This window comes from Paraburkholderia sp. LEh10 (assembly GCF_017814945.1).
Classification (GTDB): Bacteria; Pseudomonadota; Gammaproteobacteria; order Burkholderiales; family Burkholderiaceae; genus Paraburkholderia.
The window spans coordinates 1-1,104 of sequence record NZ_JAGIPX010000212.1 but is presented as its reverse complement, the minus strand read 5'-3'; the positions used below and the strand labels follow the sequence as shown (position 1 = coordinate 1,104).

Below are 1,104 nucleotides of genomic sequence, written 5' to 3'. Positions count from 1 at the left end.
GGCGGCCTCAAATCTGAACTGCAACACTGACGTTTGTTAAAGTGTCGCGCATGAATAAGAAGACGTATCTGCAGTTGCAGCCAGAAGAACGATTGACCATTGCCAGCATGAAGCAGCAGGGCCTGAGCGTGCGGGCGATCGCCCGCACGCTCAGGCGCGCTGCCTCGACCATCAGCCGTGAGCTTGAGCGCAACGCATGTCCTGTGCGAGGCTATGCATCTGCCCCAGCTCAGGTGCTCAGCCAGAGCAGACGCGTTGCAGCGCGGGCACCGCGCAAGCTTGACGAACGCGGCGCGCTCTGGCCAGTTGTGCTCACGTTGCTCGAATGGCGGTGGTCACCGCAGCAGATCAGCGCCAGTCTAAAACGCATGTGGCCCCAAGATTCTTCCATGCACGTCTCACATGAAACCATCTATACCGCCATCTATGCCCGCCCACGCGGCGAACTGCGTCGCGAGCTCGTCGCCTGCCTGCGCCAGGCTCACAGTACACGCAAGCCGCGCACCCGTGGACAGGACCGGCGCGGCCAGCTCGCCGACATGCTCAGCATTCATGTGCGCCCTCCTGAAGTGGAGGATCGTGTCATGCCCGGGCACTGGGAGGGCGACTTTATCAAGGGCGCAGCCAACCGCTCAGCAGTGGGGGTGCTCGTCGAGCGCACCAGCCGGCTGGTGCTGCTCGCAAAGATGGAAGACGCCAGCGCAGCTTCCGCCCTGGTGGGCTTTACTGCCAAACTCAATTCGATCGCTGCGCCACTGCGCCAGAGCCTGACCTATGATCAGGGCAAGGAGATGGCACGACATCAGGAACTGTGTGCCGCCACCGGGGTGCGCGTGTACTTCTGTGATCCACATAGTCCATGGCAGCGCGGTACCTGCGAGAATACGAACGGGCTGCTGCGACAGTACCTCCCCAAGGGCACCGATCTGTCTGTCTTCACTCAGGATGAACTCGACGCCATCGCTGACAGCCTGAACAACAGACCCCGCGCCACTCATGCCTTTCACTCGCCGCTTGAGGTCTTTGCACGCATGCTCGAAACCGCTTCACGCCCTCAAGCTACGTTTCATTAATCGCGTTGCACTTCACTGTTGAAACCGCCCA

Annotated in this window: 1 protein-coding gene; it reads left to right on the top strand. The window is 61.0% G+C overall.

Annotated elements, in window-relative coordinates; all coding sequences use genetic code 11:
• Positions 1-50: 50 nt before the first annotated feature.
• Positions 51-1,073: an IS30 family transposase gene (locus J8I87_RS43985; protein ID WP_209938904.1), complete on the top strand. Its 1,023-nt coding sequence runs from the start codon at positions 51-53 to the stop codon at positions 1,071-1,073.
• The last annotated feature ends 31 nt before the right edge of the window (positions 1,074-1,104 follow it).